The organism is Streptomyces sp. NPDC007863 (assembly GCF_040633895.1).
Lineage (GTDB): Bacteria > Actinomycetota > Actinomycetes > Streptomycetales > Streptomycetaceae > Streptomyces.
The window spans coordinates 93589-109811 of the sequence record NZ_JBEYEI010000014.1 but is presented as its reverse complement, the minus strand read 5'-3'; the positions used below and the strand labels follow the sequence as shown (position 1 = coordinate 109811).

16 protein-coding genes are annotated in these 16223 nt (G+C 73.1%); 4 read left to right on the top strand and 12 right to left on the bottom strand.

Annotated features, from left to right (window positions below):
• Positions 1 to 54 precede the first annotated feature (54 nt).
• The 8 genes from ABZ621_RS22540 to ABZ621_RS22505 all read right to left on the bottom strand — a co-directional run bounded on the left by ABZ621_RS22540 (position 55) and on the right by ABZ621_RS22505 (position 9017).
• Positions 55 to 1617, bottom strand: coding sequence for a family 43 glycosylhydrolase (locus ABZ621_RS22540; protein ID WP_360607436.1), 1563 nt, complete (start codon positions 1615 to 1617; stop codon positions 55 to 57).
• Positions 1618 to 1643: 26 nt separating this feature from the next.
• Positions 1644 to 2483: a PmoA family protein gene (locus ABZ621_RS22535; RefSeq protein ID WP_360607434.1), complete on the bottom strand. Its 840-nt coding sequence runs from the start codon at positions 2481 to 2483 to the stop codon at positions 1644 to 1646.
• Positions 2484 to 2491: 8 nt separating this feature from the next.
• Entirely contained in the window at positions 2492 to 3712 is a 1221-nt protein-coding gene (locus tag ABZ621_RS22530) for a Gfo/Idh/MocA family oxidoreductase (protein ID WP_360607207.1), read from the bottom strand.
• Positions 3709 to 4629, bottom strand: a complete 921-nt coding sequence (locus ABZ621_RS22525) for a carbohydrate ABC transporter permease (protein WP_360607205.1) — start codon at positions 4627 to 4629, stop codon at positions 3709 to 3711. Before ABZ621_RS22525 ends, ABZ621_RS22530 begins: the two co-directional genes overlap by 4 nt.
• Positions 4626 to 5564: a sugar ABC transporter permease gene (locus ABZ621_RS22520; protein ID WP_360607203.1), complete on the bottom strand. Its 939-nt coding sequence runs from the start codon at positions 5562 to 5564 to the stop codon at positions 4626 to 4628. The genes ABZ621_RS22525 and ABZ621_RS22520 overlap by 4 nt, the downstream gene beginning before the upstream one ends.
• 125 nt (positions 5565 to 5689) lie before the next feature.
• Positions 5690 to 7456, bottom strand: coding sequence for an L-arabinonate dehydratase (gene araD / locus ABZ621_RS22515; RefSeq protein ID WP_360607201.1), 1767 nt, complete (start codon positions 7454 to 7456; stop codon positions 5690 to 5692).
• Positions 7453 to 8355, bottom strand: a complete 903-nt coding sequence (locus ABZ621_RS22510; RefSeq protein ID WP_360607199.1) for a dihydrodipicolinate synthase family protein — start codon at positions 8353 to 8355, stop codon at positions 7453 to 7455. Before ABZ621_RS22510 ends, araD begins: the two co-directional genes overlap by 4 nt.
• Before the next feature lie 2 nt (positions 8356 to 8357).
• Positions 8358 to 9017, bottom strand: a complete 660-nt coding sequence (locus tag ABZ621_RS22505; RefSeq protein ID WP_360607197.1) for a GntR family transcriptional regulator — start codon at positions 9015 to 9017, stop codon at positions 8358 to 8360.
• 256 nt (positions 9018 to 9273) lie between these two features.
• On the opposite strand from ABZ621_RS22505, the gene yicI reads away from it, so the two are divergent.
• Positions 9274 to 11523: an alpha-xylosidase gene (gene yicI, locus ABZ621_RS22500; RefSeq protein ID WP_360607195.1), complete on the top strand. Its 2250-nt coding sequence runs from the start codon at positions 9274 to 9276 to the stop codon at positions 11521 to 11523.
• A 416-nt stretch (positions 11524 to 11939) separates the two neighbouring features.
• On the opposite strand, the gene ABZ621_RS22495 is transcribed toward yicI, so the two are convergent.
• Both ABZ621_RS22495 and ABZ621_RS22490 read right to left on the bottom strand, forming a co-directional pair.
• Positions 11940 to 12443, bottom strand: coding sequence for a hypothetical protein (locus ABZ621_RS22495; protein WP_360607193.1), 504 nt, complete (start codon positions 12441 to 12443; stop codon positions 11940 to 11942).
• Between the two features lie 164 nt (positions 12444 to 12607).
• Positions 12608 to 13813, bottom strand: coding sequence for an MFS transporter (locus tag ABZ621_RS22490; protein WP_360607191.1), 1206 nt, complete (start codon positions 13811 to 13813; stop codon positions 12608 to 12610).
• Positions 13814 to 13942: 129 nt separating this feature from the next.
• Between ABZ621_RS22490 and ABZ621_RS22485 the strand changes: the two genes are divergently transcribed.
• The gene (locus tag ABZ621_RS22485; RefSeq protein ID WP_360607189.1) at positions 13943 to 14257 is read left to right on the top strand and encodes a metalloregulator ArsR/SmtB family transcription factor; all 315 of its coding nucleotides are present in this window, start codon (positions 13943 to 13945) and stop codon (positions 14255 to 14257) included.
• Between the two features lie 22 nt (positions 14258 to 14279).
• On the opposite strand, the gene ABZ621_RS22480 is transcribed toward ABZ621_RS22485, so the two are convergent.
• Entirely contained in the window at positions 14280 to 14573 is a 294-nt protein-coding gene (locus ABZ621_RS22480; RefSeq protein WP_360607187.1) for a hypothetical protein, read from the bottom strand.
• 60 nt (positions 14574 to 14633) lie between these two features.
• A complete protein-coding gene (locus ABZ621_RS22475) occupies positions 14634 to 15101 on the bottom strand; it encodes a hypothetical protein (protein ID WP_360607185.1) in 468 nt (155 codons plus the stop codon).
• Positions 15102 to 15233: 132 nt separating this feature from the next.
• Here ABZ621_RS22475 and ABZ621_RS22470 point away from each other — a divergent pair, with 132 nt between their 5' ends.
• Both ABZ621_RS22470 and ABZ621_RS22465 read left to right on the top strand, forming a co-directional pair.
• Positions 15234 to 16034 carry a helix-turn-helix transcriptional regulator gene (locus ABZ621_RS22470; RefSeq protein WP_360607183.1) on the top strand — a complete coding sequence of 267 codons (801 nt, stop codon included), beginning with the start codon at positions 15234 to 15236 and terminating at the stop codon, positions 16032 to 16034.
• Entirely contained in the window at positions 16031 to 16222 is a 192-nt protein-coding gene (locus tag ABZ621_RS22465; RefSeq protein ID WP_360607181.1) for a DUF397 domain-containing protein, read from the top strand. The genes ABZ621_RS22470 and ABZ621_RS22465 overlap by 4 nt, the downstream gene beginning before the upstream one ends.
• Position 16223 lies beyond the last annotated feature (1 nt).

Below are 16223 nucleotides of genomic sequence, written 5' to 3'. Positions count from 1 at the left end.
GGATGGGGATGGCGATGGTGGCGCGTGTGGGGGAGTACGAGGGCTCGCCGGGGTTCAGCGAGCGGCGGCGGAGGAGGGGGCGGAGGGGGTGGTGAGGACGCGGAAGTCGTCGAACACGCCCGTCCCGGCGTGCCCTTCGCCCTCCGGCGCGGCGGCGAACAGTCCGAGCAGGGCGCCCACCCACCGCCAGGGGGTGGCCGCGAACTCGGGGCCGATCCGGACGGGTCCCTCGCCGGCGTCGTAGGAGAAGCGGCAGCGGGCGTCGGCGGTGACCTCGATCCGCAGCAGCGCCTCGGCGGAGTCCAGGGGCCGGGCGCGGGCCGCGTCCCGCTCCCGGTCGGCGTTGGCCGGGGCGAAGCGGTGGACGAGCAGCGGCCCGCCGTCCGCGCCGCGCTCCAGGCCGATCCAGGCGTACGCGTCGCCGAGCACGACCAGTCCGGCGCGGGCCCCGGGCGCCCCGGAGTCCAGCCGCAGCCGGACCTCGACGGTCAGGGCCCCGGCCGGCAGCCGCTGCGTCAGCACGTGCGGTACGGACCGCAGGTCGTCGGCGGCCCGCCCGGACCGGACGCAGGCGAGGCGCAGCCCGCGTCCCCCGTGCGCACTCGTCCAGTCCGCGCCGGGGTTGGCCGTCCACTGCCACTGCGGCCCGAAGGCGCCGCCGGGGAAGGCGTCGTCGACGGCCGGCCGCGAGGGCGGCCCCTCCGGCAGGTCCGGCTTGCGGTGGACGCGTACGGGGGAGCCGTCGTCGCCCATGACCGGCCAGCCGTCCGCGTCCCAGCGCATCGGCTGGAGGTGGACGAGCCGGCCGTGCGCGCCGGTCTGCTGGAAGTGCAGGAACCAGTCCTCGCCCGCGCCGGTGCGCACCCAGCCGCCCTGGTGGGGGCCGTTGACGTCGGTGTCGCCCTGGGAGAGGACGATCCGTTCCTCGTACGGGCCGAAGAAGGAGTCCGCGCGGAAGGCGCCCTGCCAGCCGGTGGCGACACCGCCGGCCGGGGCGAGGATCCAGTAACGGCCCTCGTGGCGGTACAGCTTGGGGCCTTCGAGGGTGAACCAGCCGGGGACGAGGTCGGCGTCGACGAGGGTCCGGCCCTCGTCGAGGACCGTGGTGCCGTCCGGGCTCATCCGGTGTCCGGTGAGCCGGTTGTTGAACCCGGCCCGGGACTTCGCCCAGCCGTGCACCAGATAGGCCTCGCCGGTCTCCTCGTCCCACAGCGGGCAGGCGTCGATGAGCCCCAGGCCCTCCTTCACCAGGTGGGGAGCGCTCCAAGGCCCCGCGATCGACGGGGAGTTGACCTGGAAGATCCCGTGGTCCGGGTCGCCCCAGAAGATCCAGAAGCGGCCGTCGTGGTGGCGGAACGAGGGCGCCCACACCCCGCGGTCGTGCCGCGGGCGGGTGAACGCCTGCTCCGGCACGAGCCGTTCGAGGGCGTGCCCGACGAGGGTCCAGTTGACGAGGTCGCGGGAGTGCAGCAGCGGCAGTCCGGGGGCGCGGCCGAAGCTGGAGGCGGTGAGGTAGTAGTCCTCGCCGACCCGGACGACGTCCGGGTCCGACCAGTCGGCGGCGAGCACCGGGTTGCGGTACGTGCCGTCCCCCAGGTCGCCGGTGACCCCGGGCACCGCGGCCCCGGTCGCGATCGCCCCGGTCACGACGCCACCGCCTTGCGGACCAGGGCGGCGGCCCCGTCCCGGTCGAGCCGGCCGTCGGCGACGACGGTGACCACGCGCCGTACGAAGGTCTCGCCGGCCGGGACCGCGAGCCGTTCCCCGTAGGCGAGGGAGGAGCCGACGCCCGGGTACTCGGCGGCCCGCACGAACCACGGGTCGCGCCGGGTCGTCCCGGTCGCCCCGGCGAAGACCAGCGTCCAGCCGTCGCCGCACATCGCCACCCAGTCGGCGCGGGCGCCGTGCACGGCCTCCTCGCCGGTCGCGTCGGGGCCGAACACCCCGGGCGCGACGGCCCCCTTGGGGGCGCGCCAGAAGAAGCCGCCGTAGGCGGCGCCCGGGCGTCCGTTGGTGGCCGGGCTGCCGACGGACAGGTCGCGGCCGGAGACGTTGGCGACGGAGAAGGTGAGGTCCAGGGCCCAGGCCGTGTCGGTGAGGGGGACGGCGGCGACCGTGCGGTGCTCGGCGAGCAGCCGCTCGCCGCCGGCGGTCCAGGTCAGCTCCTCGACGAAGCCGTCCGGGTCGCACAGCTTGAAGCCGTCGTGGCGCTGGACGCCGTGGTTGTCGAGCTCGACCGAGCCGCGGCCCCGGACGAAGGTCCGCCCGCCCCAGAAGTTGTGCCCGGCCACGTCCGGGACGGCGACGGAGACGCCCAGGTGGTGCACGTGGTCCTCGGGCAGCACCTCGGTGACGGCCCGCCCGGCGAGCGTCGTCACCGGGTGCAGGTAGGGGCGGGGGGAGTGGTCGGCGGCGAGCGCCGGACGGGTCACGTACCGGGCGACGGCGCGCCCCGCGACCCGCAGTGCGGTCCCGGTCGTCATCTCGGTGCTCACCGGACCACCACCGAAGCCGGAGCCGGCGCCGTCCACGGCGCGCCCAGCTCGGAGTAGAGCCGCAGCCGCTCGGCGCTGGCGTCGACGAGCGCCTCGACGCCCGTCACGACCCGCCGTTCGACGCCGCCGGCGCCCTCGCCGGGCTCCGTACGCCAGTGGGCGGCGTCCATCGGCAGCGGGTCGGGCGCGGTGCGGACCGCCTCGACGACCCGCATGAACGCGCCGGTGGCGTCCGGCGGGACGAGCAGTCCGGTGCCGTCGGTGACGTGGGCGAGCAGGTTCTCCAGGAGGTCGGTGCGGCCGTACACGATCTCCTCCGGGCCGTGTCCGGCGCGCTGGAGGAGGATCCGGTCCTCGCGGTACCAGAAGGTGACGCGGCCGCGGGTGCCGTGCACGACCACGTACGGCTCGCCGGTCCTCTCGGCGCAGAGCGTCGCCGCCACGGTCACCGGGAGCCCCGCGGTGGTGCTGACGCGGACGGCCGAGGTGTCGTCGGACTCGATGGCGTGGGCGTGGAACAGCTCGGTCTCGATGCCGGTGACGTCCTCGGCGCGGGTGGTCCCGGCGAGCGCGAGGGCGGTGGCGACGGCGTGCGCGAGCGGGTTGGTCAGCGCCCCGTCGACGACGTCGAGGCCGTCGAGGCGGCGCCGGCCGGCCCAGGGGGCGCGCCGGAAGTACGCCTCGTCGCGGACCCAGGCGCCGGCCGCGCCGACGCCCCTGACCTCGCCGATCGCCCCGTCGGCGATGAGCGCGCGGACGGCGGGGACGGCGTGCGAGCCGAGCGACTGGAAGCCGATCTGGCAGGCGCGGCCGGCCGCGGCGACCCCGTCGGCCATCCGCCGGAACTCCGCGTAGGACGGGGCCGGGGGCTTCTCCAGGAGGATGTCGGCGCCGTGCCGGGCGGCCGCCAGCGTCATGTCGGTGTGGGTCTGGATGGGGGTGCTGAGCACCGCGATCCGCGCGCCGGTGGCGGCGAGGAGCGCCTCGAAGTCGTCGGACTGGGCGGGCTCGCCGAGCCCGTCGAGCTCGGCGGCGTCGAGCGGGCGGAGCTCGCAGACGCCGGCGAGGCGGACCAGGCCGAGGCGTTCGAGCCGGTGGATGTTGAGGAGGTGGCTGCGGCCGTGGCCGCGGGCGCCCGCGAGGACGACGGGCAGGGGTTCGCGTACGGACAGAGGTACGGACAAGGGCGCGGGCATGGGCGCGGGCATGGGGCTCATCCCTTCACCGCCCCGGCGCTGAAGCCGGTGACGAGCCACTTCTGGATGAAGGCGAAGACGATCACGACGGGGACGGCGGCGATGACACCGCCGGCGGCGAGCGCGCCGAGGTCGACGCTGTCGGCGCCCATCAGGGTGTTGAGGCCGACCGGGATGGTCTGCTTGTCCTGGCTGCTGAGGAACATCAGGGCGAAGAGGAAGTGGTTCCAGGCGTGCACGAAGGCGAAGGAGCCGACGGCGACGAGGCCGGGCCGCAGCAGCGGCAGCACCACGATGAGGAAGCCGCGGAAGCGTCCGCAGCCGTCGACCCAGGCGGCCTCCTCCAGGGAGGGCGGCACGTTCCTGATGAAGCCGCTGATGAGGATCATCGACAGCGGCAGCTGGAAGACGGTCTCGGCGAGGATGACGCTGCCGATCGAGTTGATCATCCGCAGCTCGGCGAAGATCTGGAAGAGCGGCACGAGGAGCAGGGCGCCCGGCACGAACTGGGAGCAGAGCAGGGCCAGCATGAAGCCCTTCTTGATCCGGAAGTCGAAGCGGGCCAGGGCGTATCCGCCGGCCAGCGCGACCACCGTGGTGCTGATGAGCACCGCGACGCCGATGAGCAGGCTGTTCTGGAAGAAGACCCCGAAGCTGCGCTCGGTCCACACCTTCTCGAAGTGCTCGGTCGTCATCGGCCAGGGCAGCAGCGAGGTCGAGCCGGCCGGGCGGACGGAGAAGAGGAAGATCCAGTAGAAGGGGACCAGGGTGAAGACGAGGTAGATGCCGAGCGGCAGGTAGATCTGCCAGCGGGGGACCTCGTCCCAGGCCCGGTGGCGCGTGCGGGCGGCGGCGGGCGGGGTGCCCTCCGGCGGGTCGGCGGGCGGAGCGGCCTCGCCGGCGGGGGCGGTGCGGGTGCGGGTGGCTGCGGCGGTCACTTGCTGTCGCCTCCGAACTTGCTCAGGCGCAGATAGACGATCGAGCAGAAGAGAAGGATCACGAACGCCACCGTGGTGAGGGCGGAGGCGTAACCGAAGTTGTGGGCGTCGACGCTGGTCTCGGCGACGTACAGCGGCAGGGTCGTGGTGACGCCCGCGGGCCCGCCGCCGGTCAGCGTGTAGAGCAGGTCGACGTTGTTGAACTCCCACACCGCGCGCAGCAGCGTGGAGAGGACGATCGCGTCCCGGATGTGCGGGAGCGTGATGTGGAAGAACTGCCGCAGCCGGCCCGCCCCGTCGACCTCGGCGGCCTCGTACAGGTCGCCCGGGATGGACTGGAGGTCGGCGAGGATGAGGATGGCGAAGAAGGGCACGCCGCGCCAGAGGTCGGCGACGATCGCCGCCCAGAAGACGGTGCCGGTGTCGGAGAGCAGCGAGGTGCCGTACTCGCCGATGCCGAGGTCCGCCAGATAGCGGGTGATGCCGGTCTGGGAGTTGTACAGCAGCACCCAGATCGCGGAGGTCAGCACGCCCGAGACGGCCCACGGGGAGAAGACCAGGGCCCGGCCGAGCGCCCGGCCGAAGAAGGTCTGGTTGACGATGAGGGCGAGCGCCAGGCCGAAGAGCAGCTGGAGCGTCACCTCCACCACGACCCACTTGAGGCTGAAGGTCAGCGTGCCCCAGAAGTGCGGGTCGTCCGTGAAGATCTTCGTGAAGTTGTCGAAGCCGGCGAAGCCGTTCCGCCAGGGCTTGGTCGGGTTGTAGTGCTGGAGGCTGTAGTAGAAGACGCTCAGCACGGGGTAGGCGATGAAGCCCAGCATCAGCAGGCCTGCGGGGGCTATCAGCAGATACGGCAGCCGGCGGGGGGTCGCTCCCGTGCGGCGGCGCCCCCGTGCCGTGGCGGCTCGGGGCGGTTTGGTCACAGCTGTGGCCATGACGGCGGCTCCGTTCTCGGGCGGGCGGTGCGGGGTCCGCGCGCGCTCCACCTGTGGTGAAGCGCTTCGCGAACAGCGTTCGATATACCGAACAAGAGGGTCGGTGGTGGGGTAGGGCGGGGTGCTCAGCCCGCGTACGGATCGGGAGTCGTCCCCGGCCGGGCCAGGAACTCGAAGTCGCAGCCGGTGTCGGCCTGGGAGATCTGCTCCATGTACAGCGCGCCGTAACCGCGCTCGTACCGGGCCGGCGGCGGAGTCCACTCCGCCCCGCGGCGCGCCAGCTCCTCGTCCGTGACGTGCAGGTGGAGGGAGCGGGCCGCGACGTCGAGGGTGATCGTATCGCCCGTACGGACCAGGGCAAGAGGCCCGCCGACATGCGATTCGGGCGCCACGTGCAGCACGCACGCCCCGTAGCTCGTGCCGCTCATCCGGGCGTCCGAGATGCGGACCATGTCGCGTACCCCCTGCTCCAGGAGGTACTTGGGGATCGGCAGCATCCCGTACTCCGGCATGCCGGGGCCGCCCTTGGGGCCCGCGCCGCGCAGCACGAGGACGTGGTCGGCGGTGATGCCGAGCGCCGGGTCGTCGATCGTCCGCTGCATCGTCCGGTAGTCGTCGAAGACGACCGCGGGACCGGTGTGCTTGAGGAACTTCTGCTCCATGGCGACGTGCTTGACGACCGCGCCGTCCGGGCAGAGGTTGCCGCGCAGTACCGCGAGTCCGCCCTCGGCGGCCAGCGGCCGGTGCCGCACCCGGATCACCTCGTCGTTGTGGACGAGCGCCCCGTCGAGCTGCTCGCGCAGGGTGGCGTGCGCGACCGTCGGCCGGTCCAGGTGGAGCACGTCGGCGATCCGCGACAGGAAGCCGGGCATCCCGCCGGCGAAGTGGAAGTCCTCCATGAGGTACGCCCCGCCGGGCCGCAGGTTCGCGAGCACCGGCACCGTCCGCGCGATCCGGTCGAAGTCGTCGAGGGTCAGCTTCACCCCCGAGCGCCCCGCCATGGCGATCAGGTGGATCACCGCGTTGGTGGACCCGCCGAGCGCCAGGACGGCGGCGACCGCGTCCTCGTACGCCTCCCGGGTCAGCAGCTTCGACAGCCGCAGGTCCCGGCGGACCAACTCCACGATCCGCAGCCCCGACGCGGCGGCCATCCGGTCGTGTCCCGACTCCACCGCGGGCACCGAGGAGGCGCCCGGCACGGTCACGCCCAGGGTCTCCGCCGCCGCCGTCAGCGTCGACGCCGTGCCCATCGTCATGCAGTGGCCGGGGGAGCGGGCGAGTCCGTTCTCCAGCTCGGCCATCTCGCAGTCGCCGATGGTGCCGGCCCGCCGCTCGTCCCAGTACTTCCACATGTCGGTGCCGGAGCCGAGGGTCTCCCCGCGCCAGTGCCCCGGCAGCATCGGACCGGCCGGCACGAACACCGTCGGCAGGTCCACCGAGGCCGCGCCCATGAGCAGCGCGGGCGTCGTCTTGTCGCAGCCGCCCATCAGCACCGCCCCGTCCACCGGGTACGAGCGCAGCAGCTCCTCCGTCTCCATCGCGAGGAGGTTGCGGTAGAGCATGGGCGTCGGCTTCTGGAAGGTCTCCGACAGCGTGGACACCGGGAATTCGAGCGGGAAGCCGCCCGCCTGCCACACCCCCCGCTTCACGGCCTGCGCGCGGTCGCGCAGGTGGACGTGGCAGGGGTTGATGTCCGACCAGGTGTTGAGGATCGCGATCACCGGCTTGCCGAGGTGCTCCTCGGGCAGATAGCCGAGCTGCCGGGTCCTGGCCCGGTGGCTGAACGACCGCAGTCCGTCGGTGCCGTACCACTGGTGGCTGCGCAGCTCGTGCGGCTGCTTCTCCGGGCCGCCTTCCGGCGCGCCGGGCCGCACCTCGCGGTCCTCGCTCATACCGGCCACCCGCCGGCGATCGCCGCCACCTCGGCCCGCGCGTCCTCGGGGAGTTCGCGGCTCGGCGGCCGGATGTCCCGGCGGCACAGCCCGAGCGAGGCCAGCGCCTCCTTCACCACCGTCACGTTGTCCGCGCTGCCGTTGGCGGCGCGCAGCTCCTCGAAGCGGCGGATCCGCTCCCACACCTTCATCGCGGTGCCGTAGTCGCCGGCCCGCAGCGCCGCGAGCATCTCCAGGGAGAGCGCGGGCGCCACGTTCACGAGGCCGGAGGTGAAGCCGGTGGCGCCGGCCGAGAAGTACGAGGGGGCGTACGGCTCCGCGAGCCCGGCCACCCACACGAACCGGTCGAGCCCCGCGTCCCGGGCGAAGCCCGCGAACCGCGCCGCGTCCGGCACCGCGTACTTGACGCCCACGACGTTCTGGCAGTCCGCGCCGAGTTCGGCGAGCCGCTCCCCGCTCAGCAGCGGGTTGCGGATGTAGGGGACGACGCCGAGCTCCGGCACCGCCTCGGCGATGGCCCGGTGGTAGTCGACCCAGCCGCTCTCGGCGACGTACGGGTGCACCGGCTGGTGGACCATCACCATGTGCGCCCCGGAGTCCCGGGCGTGCCGGGCCGCGTCGACGGCGGTCGGCAGGTCGTGTCCGACGCCGACCAGGATCGTGGCGCGGCCGGCGGCCTCCTCGACCGTCGCCTCGGTGAGCGAGCGGCGCTCCTCGGGCGTCAGGGCGTAGAACTCGCCGGTGTTGCCGTTGGGGGTGAGGGTGCGCACCCCGCCGTCGAGCAGCCGGCGCAGCAGCGCCCGGTGGGCGGCGGAGTCCACCCGGCCGTCCTCGGCGAACGGCGTGACCGGGATGGCCACGACGTCGGCGAGGGCGGCCCGAAGGGTCTGATGGGTCATTGTCACTCACTGTCCAGGGGGTTCAGGGGGTTCGCGGGGAAGGCCCGGTCCACGAACGAGGCGATGTGGGCGTGCACCGCCCGGCGCGCCCCGTCGGCGTCGCCGGCGGCGGCGAGCCGCAGGATCTCGTCGTGCTCGGCGGCCTCCCGCTCCCAGGAGGGGACGGCGGCCCAGGCGACCGTGGAGACCAGCGCCGCCTGGTCGCGCACCTCGTCGAGCATCCGTCCGAGCAGCGGGTTGCCGCAGGGGAGGTAGAGGGCGCGGTGGAAGGCCCGGTTGGCGAGGGACCGTTGGGCGGGGTCCTCGGCCTCGGCGGCACGGGCGAGCGCCTCGTGGGCCGCGTCGAGGGAGGCCCCGGAGGCGACCGTCCGGCGGACGGCCTCCGGCTCCAGGAGCAGCCGGACGTCGTACACGGCCCTGGCCATGTCCGCGTCCACCATCCGTACGGTGACGCCCTTGTACTGGTTCATCACCACGAGGCCGCTGCCCGCGAGGGTCTTCAGCGCCTCGCGCACCGGGGTCTTGGACACCCCGAAGCGCGCGGCGAGTTCGGCCTCGACGAGGGCCTGCCCGGGTCTGAGGCCCCCGGTGAGGATGTCGTGCTTGATCGCCTCCAGGACGTACTGGGTCCGGGAGGGGATGGGGCTGGGGGCATAGGGCATGGAGCACTCTCAGATCTCGTGTACGACGTCTCGTGTATCGCGTCTCATATATGACGTACGAAGTGCAACGGGCATGAAGCTAAGGCGGCGCCGATGTTTCGTCAATGCTTCGCGCAGGGTTGATAGAAAGCGTTTTCTGCGACCGGCCGGCCGCGGGCGCGGGAGGGACTGTTCCCCGGTTTTGTTTTCTGGGATAACTATTGGGGGCGCAGCCCTGCCCGCCCCTCCCCCTCCCCACGGACCCGCGAGGACCCGCATGAAGTTCACCGACGGCTTCTGGCTGATGCGCGAGGGCGTTCACGCCTCGTACGCCACCGAGGTCCGCGACCTGCGCGCGGCCCCCGGCCGCTTCACCGCGCACGCCTCCGTCAAGCGGGTCCACACCCGCGGCGACACCCTGAACTCGGCGCTGCTGACGGTGGAGTGCCACGCCCCCGCCGAGGGCGTCATCGCCGTCCGGATCACCCACCACGCCGGCAAGGCCCACCGGGGCCCGGACTTCGCCCTCGCCGCCCCCGACCCCGACGCCGGGACGGTCCACGACGACGGCACCGCCGTCGAACTCGCCTCCGGCCCCCTCCGCCTCCGCCTCGACCGCGCCCGCCCCTGGAGCCTCGACTTCCTCGACGCCGACGGCCGCCTCCTCACGCGGGCCGGCCGCAAGGGCACCGCCTTCGTCACCACCCCCGACGGCGCCCACCACATGGCCGTCCAGCTGGCCCTCGGCGTCGGCGAACAGGTCTACGGCCTCGGCGAGCGCTTCACGCCCTTCGTCAAGAACGGCCAGACCGTCGACATCTGGCAGGCCGACGGCGGCACCAGCAGCGAGCAGGCGTACAAGAACGTCCCCTTCTACCTCTCCTCGCGCGGCTACGGCGTCTTCGTGAACCACCCCGGCCGGGTCTCCTTCGAGGTCGGCTCCGAGGCCGTCGGCCAGGTCCAGTTCAGCGTCGAGGACCAGGCCCTGGAGTACCACGTCGTCGCCGGCCCCACCCCCAAGGACGTGCTGCGCCGCTACACCGCCCTCACCGGCCGCCCCGCCCTGCCCCCGCCGTGGTCCTTCGGCCTCTGGCTGACCACCTCCTTCACCACCCCCTACGACGAGGCGACCGTCACCTCCTTCGTCGACGGCATGGCCGACCGCGACATCCCGCTCTCCGTCTTCCACTTCGACTGCTTCTGGATGCGCGAGTACCAGTGGTCCGACTTCGCCTGGGACCCGGACACCTTCCCCGACCCGGACGGCATGCTCGCCCGCCTCAAGGCCCGCGGCCTGCGCGTCGGACTCTGGATCAACCCGTACATCGCCCAGAAGTCCGCCCTCTTCGACGAGGCCGCGGCCGCCGGCTTCCTCGTGAGGCGGCCGAACGGCGACATCTGGCAGTGGGACCTCTGGCAGCCCGGCATGGCCCTCGTCGACTTCACCAACCCCGCCGCCCGCACCTGGTTCCAGGACACCCTCCGCCCCCTGCTCGACCAGGGCGTCGACTGCTTCAAGACCGACTTCGGCGAGCGGATCCCCACCGACGTCGCCTGGCACGACGGCTCCGACCCCGAGCGCATGCACAACCACTACACGCACCTCTACAACCGCACCGTCTTCGAACTCCTGGAGAAGGAACGCGGCCCCGGCGAAGCCGTCCTCTTCGCCCGCTCCGCGACCGCCGGCGGCCAGCAGTTCCCCGTCCACTGGGGCGGCGACTGCTGGGCCTCCTTCGAGGCCATGGCCGAGTCCCTGCGCGGCGGCCTCTCCCTCTCGCTCAGCGGCTTCGGCTTCTGGAGCCACGACATCGGCGGCTTCGAGGGCACCCCCGAACCCGAGGTCTTCACCCGCTGGCTCGCCTTCGGCCTCCTCTCCTCCCACAGCCGCCTGCACGGCAGCGACTCCTACCGCGTCCCGTGGGAGTTCGGCGAGGAGGCGGTGGGGGTGGCCCGCCGCTTCACCCGCCTCAAGCACCGCCTCATGCCCTACCTGTACGCCGCCGCCGTCGAGGCCCACACGACGGGCGTCCCCGTCATGCGCCCCATGCTCCTGGAGTTCCCCGACGACCCGGCGGGCCGCACCCTGGACCGCCAGTACATGCTCGGCCCCGACCTCCTGGTCGCCCCCGTCATGACCCCCGGCGGCGAGGTCGAGGTGTACGTCCCCGAGGGCACCTGGACCCACCTCCTCACCGGCGAGCGGGTCACCGGCCCGTGCTGGCGCCGCGAGACCCACCCCCTGGACGGCCTCCCCCTGTACGTCCGCCCCGGCGCCGTCCTCCCCCTGGCCGCCCCCTCCGACCGCCCCGACGCCGACTGGCCCGACGGCCTCACCCTCCTCGTCGCCCCCGGCGCCCCCGCCGGCACGACGACCACGGTCACGGTCCCGGACCACCGGGGCGCCCCGGCGGCGGTGTACACGGTGACGCACACGGAGGCGGGCCCGGAGGCCACGGCGACGGGCACGGAACGCCCCTGCGCCGTCGCGGAACTGGGCCCGGGCGGAGCCGAGGCCACGGGCTGACCGCGGCCGCCTCCGGCAGCGGACGGACCCGACGGGGCCGCACCCGGCCGCACAGGGTCCCTGTACTCTCCGGGCGGGGCAGGGCGAACGACACGGGGGTACACATGAGACGCACGACCGCCGTCGCGGGCCTCGTGCTGGCGGCGACGCTGACCGCGACCGGCTGCGGCGCGTCGCCCGACCGCGAGGACGAGCGGCGGCTGTCCAGGGCGGACGCACGCTCGGCGAGGAGACCTGGCAGGTCATCCGGGATGACGACGAGCAGGCGGAGAGGCGCGTGGTGCAGTACTGCGCGGACGCCCACTTCGAGACGCTGGTCGGCGGATAGGGCGCCTGGGGAGTGATGCCGGCGCGCCACGACGCCCGCCCGAGGGGACGGGCGGGCGTCGTGGCGCGGGTGGTGCCGAGGGTACGGATCAGCAGTTCTTGATCTTCCAGATCGGGTCCCAGTTCCACCAGGAGGGGGCGATGTCGGGTGCGGTCGAGCTGTGGGCGACGCCGCCGGAGGAGTTGTAGAACCGGGCGACCGTGCCGTCGGTCTGGGAGTTCTTGAACCCGCCGCCGTCCCCGCCGCCGCTCCAGTAGGACAGCGAGTAGGTCTTGCAGTAGTACAGGTCGAAGACCTTGTACTTGCCCTGGGTCGGATCCCAGACGCGGGCGCACAGGCGCCCGGACGGGCAGCTGTAGGTGCCGTCGGTGACGTAGCGGACGCGCTCGGCGGCCGGGGAGATCGTCGGCGCCGACGCCCGCACGCCCACCTCGGCCGGTGCGGCGGCCGGGACGACGGTGACCGCCGACGCGGTGTCGCTCGGCGACCGGTCGGCGGGAGCGGCGGCCTGGGCCGGCACGGTGGCCAGAAGGCCACCGATGACCAGACCCACCCCCGCGACGAGCCCCACCAGCTTTCGACGTACCTGCATGCGTGGTCCTCCGTGTGATCGTCGGAACAGGATGCGCGCACGACCCAGTATCCGGCGAAGTCACCTGACCACAGGGCAAGTCGGGAGTTATGGCGAGAAGGCGCCAGACCGTCACCCAGGACGCGTCCGCGACCCCGATGACGACCCGGTCCTGACCTGGGCCGTCATCGCACCGGCCGGCGCTCCGCACTCCCGGCCTCCGGCACCGGGGCGGTGGCGGACGCGGCCGGTTCGGCGGGCCGGCGCGTGGTGCCCCAGTGCCACAGGAGGGCGAGGACGGTGACGGCGGCGGCCACCGGACCCAGCTCGGCCGGCGCGAGCCCGAACCGGTCCTGCGCCAGTCCGCCGAGCCCTCCGCCGAGCGCGATCCCCCCGTACAGCGCCGACGAGTTGAGGCCCAGCAGGACCGGCGCGGAGGCCGGGGCGAGGGCGATGAGCCGGTGCTGCTGCGGCACGACGACGATGCCGACGGTGACGCCCCAGACCGCGCCCCAGACCAGGGTGGACGGAAGGCCGCGGACCGCCAGGGGGGTCAGCGCCAGGGCGACGGCGGCGACGGCCAGCGTGCCGGTGAGGACGCGGGCGGGGGAGTGCCGGTCGACCAGACGGCCCGCGGCGATGTTCCCGGCCAGCGTGCCGCAGCCCAGGACCAGCAGGACCAGGGTCGTCAGGGACGCGCTGCCCCCGGTGGCGTCCCCCAGCGTGGGGGCGATGTACGTGTAGAGCGTGTACGTGCCCAGGAGGGCGAGCGAGGTGACCGCGAGCAGCCCGAGGACCCGGCCCTGTCCGAGCGGACGCATCCGGTCGGCCAGGGAGGCGGCGGGCAGCTCCACCCTCGGGAGGGCGGCGGCGATCCCGAGCGCCGCGAGCAGGCCGATCCCGGCGACGGCCCACAGCGCCAGATGCCAGTCGGCGCCGCCGACCAGCGTGCCGAGCGGCATCCCGAGCGCGGTCGCGAGCGTGAGACCGCCCAGGACGAACGCCAGCGCCCGCCCCCGGCGTTCCGGCGGCGCGAGGGCCGCCGCCGTGCTGGACGCGGCGGCGGTGATCGCGCTCGCGCCCACGGCCGTGACGACACGGGCGGCCATCACCACCCCGTACGTCGTCCCCAGCGCGGTCACGGCGTTCCCCACCACGAACACGCCCAGCGCGACCAGCAGCGCCGACCGCCGGTCCAGACCGCCCGTCAGCGCACCCGTGACCGGCGCCGACAGCGCCAGCGTCAGGGCGAAGACCGTCACCAGCTGACCCGCCGCCGGCGTCGACACGCCCAGGTCCGCGGCGATCGACGGGAGCAGGCCCGCGATGACGTAGCCGTCGGTGCCGACGGCGAACGTCGCCAGGGCCAGGGGCAGGAGTCTCTTCAGCACGGGCGCGTGCCGCCTTTCCGGAGCGGTACGGAGACGGGGACGACCGCACTGTAGGCAACACATGGATGCTTGTCCATGTATCCATGCGTGGCTAGTCTGGATCGCGCCACGCACGGAGGGAGAAGAGCGATGCGCGAGGTCACCCACCCGGCGACCGGGGCGATCCGGCTGGTCGAGGTGCTGCGCGCCCTCGCCGACCCGGTACGCCTGGAGATCGTCCAGCGGCTCGCCGAGACCGGCGAGGAGAGCTGCAACGCCCTCGCCGGCGACCTGGACGTCCACCAGACGACGCTCTCCCACCACTACCGCGTCCTCCGCGAGGCGGGCGTCACCTGGACCACCGTCCAGGGCCGCTCCCGCCTGGTCCGCCTGCGCCACGGCGACCTGGACGCGCGCTTCCCCGGCCTCCTCGCCGCCGTCCTGAACGGCGCCCGCCCCTCCTGATCCCCGTGCGGCGGCCGCCGCGTCAGAGCCAGGCCAGGGACTTGTCCAGAACCCCGCCCAGCGCGCCGTACGCGCAGCAGCGCACCGAGTGCCCCGCCCTGCGGCGCAGCCCGAACCCCACGAGGAGCGCCGCGGCGAAGACCCCGCCGAGGACCGCCGTCGCGACCGGGTCGTAGACGACGTACGCGGCGGCGGCGACGCCGGTCCAGACGAGGATCGGCAGGAGCGAACCGCGCAGCACCGTCCGCAGCCTGACCCGCCCCGGCCCCGACGGCAGGGCCTTGTGGTGCCACACGTCGATGTGGTTTCGCGTCACGCAATGCTCCGGGCGCATGGGCATCTCCCCATTGCCTCATCCACGGCGCGACCCGCGCCATCAGTCCGGCCCCTCGCGGGGAAGCGTCAACTTCGGTGTGGCGTGCGGGTGGTTGCGGATCTCGATCCGGAAGTCCGCGGCGGCGGAGTGGTCCTCCTGGCGGCGGTGGTGCCGCTCCCACTCGGCCGCGAGGGCGCACGGCGCGCAGCCCGGTGCGGGTACGGCGGGAGGCAGGAGTTCCACGGAGAGCACGACCGGCTCCTCCTGCCAGGTCTGCGGCGGGGGTGGCGGCTCCATCGGCGTGACGGGCCGGGTGAGGATCCGGATCAGTGCGCGTTCCCTCTCGCTCGGCCGCCGCAGGTCCGCCGGCGGGGCCGTCCACACGGTGCCGCCGCCGGGCGGCATCAGGTAGAGGAGGGACCCGTCCCAGGCGGTGACTCTGCCGAGCCGAGGGTGCCCCTCGGTGGTGTCTTCCGCCATGTAGGTGCCGAGGTCGGGGACGGGGGTCGGGGGGTCGGTTGCGGGCATGGAGTTCCTGTCTGTAGCGAATCCACTACGGGGAGCACCCAGCGTGGCGTACAGTCGAAAACTCCTCAACGGACGGACTTTTGGGGGAGAACCGTGGGCTATGGCAAGACACTTGATCCGGACAGTGGCCCCATGGCGGCCTACGGGGCACGTCTGCGCAGGCTGCGGGAGGAGCGGGGCTGGACGCAGGAGGAGCTGGCGGCGCGTACGGGGTACTCCAGCAAGCACATCTCGGGCGTCGAAATTGGTAGCCGATCCGCAACTCTCAAATTCTCGGGAGCTGTCGACGAGGCGTTCGGGCTGGCGGGGACGGGACAGTCGTTCGATCGCGAATGCCGGCAGGTGCGGCACGGCGTGCTGCTGGAGGGCTTCCCCGAGTACGTGCTCCAAGAGCGCAAGGCTGTCGAGATCCGCTTGTTCACGATCGGGATCATTCCTGGCCTGCTCCAGACGCCCGAGTACGCGAAGGCGGTGGCAGGCGGCTCCGCGGCGCGTGGAACCATCACGGTGGACCAAGCCGCGGAGCGAGTGACATTCCTGGCTGGGCGCCAGCAGATTCTGGAACAGCAGGAGCCGCCAGTGCTCTTCGTCGTGATGGACGAGAGCTGCCTCCGCCGCCAAGTCGGCGGCCCCGGAGTCATGGCGGCACAGCTCGACCGACTCGTAGAGGTCGCGGCGCGCCCGTACACAGTTCTTCAGGTGGCACCCTTCGCCATAGGCGAGCGGCGCCCGTTCGACCTACCCGTGAACCTTGTGACCCTCCCTGACAGGTCCGTGCTCTTCTATGCCGAATCGCAAGCTCGGGGCCACTTGGAGAGGGAGAGCGGAGCGGTCGCGTCCATGCTCAGGCTCTACCATCAACTGGCAGCGGAGTCACTCTCTCCAGCGGATAGCGTGGCCATGATCGAAGACCTGCGAAAGGGCATGCTGTGATGACCGAGTCCCCCAACTGGTACAAGTCCTCCTACAGCAACGGCGGCAACGACTGCGTCGAAGTCGCCCACAACCTGGCCCCCACCCTCGGCCTCGTCCCCCTCCGTGACTCCAAGGTTCCCGCCGGTCCGAGCCTCTCCGTCTCCGCCGCCGCCTTCGCCGTCTTCATCGAGGCCGTCAAGCAGTGAT